The organism is Seonamhaeicola marinus (assembly GCF_008085455.1).
Genome location: NZ_VSDQ01000042.1, coordinates 1 through 221 on the forward strand (window position 1 = coordinate 1; position 221 = coordinate 221).

Sequence of the window (221 nt, forward strand, 5' to 3'; positions counted from 1 at the left end):
TGGTAAAGCTAAAGCTGGTGGAAATTATGAAGGTTTTGTAAAGGTAATTTTTGATGCTAAATATGGCGAATGGTTAGGTTGCCACATGATTGGTGCTGGCGTTACTGATATGATTGCTGAAGCTGTTGTAGCCAGAAAACTTGAAACCACAGGGCATGAAGTTTTAAAAGCAATTCACCCACACCCAACAATGAGTGAAGCTGTTATGGAAGCTGTTGCCG

General features: G+C 41.2%; 1 pseudogene. It reads left to right on the forward strand.

Annotated features, from left to right (window positions below):
• Window positions 1-221 (forward strand): annotated as a pseudogene (locus tag FUA24_RS00270) (dihydrolipoyl dehydrogenase); the annotation flags it as partial.